The 273-nt window shown below is 31.9% G+C and carries 1 protein-coding gene; it reads right to left on the reverse strand.

Annotated features, from left to right (window positions below):
* Window positions 1-53: 53 nt before the first annotated feature.
* A partial coding sequence (locus tag MN204_RS21845; protein ID WP_249872931.1) for an aminomethyl-transferring glycine dehydrogenase occupies window positions 54-273 on the reverse strand: 220 nt, incomplete at its 5' end.

The raw sequence follows: 273 nt of genomic DNA on the forward strand, positions 1-273 counted from the left end.
TTAAAAATGAAATACTAATATACAGATGTGATTTTACAAATATGTGAAGTTGATTAATTTTCAGCAGCTACTTCTTCAACTGATGGACAAGTACAAATCAAGTTTAAGTCACCATAAGTATCATTCAAACGACTAACAGTTGGCCAGCATTTATTGTGTTTCAAGAATGGTAATGGATAAGCAGCTTGTTCTCTAGTATAACCTCTAGATTCCCAATCTTGAGAACTAACAACATCTTCTAATGAATGAGGAGCATTTTTTAAAACTTGACCT

This window comes from Oceanobacillus saliphilus (genome assembly GCF_023522835.1).
GTDB classification, from domain to species: domain Bacteria; phylum Bacillota; class Bacilli; order Bacillales; family Amphibacillaceae; genus Oceanobacillus; species Oceanobacillus saliphilus.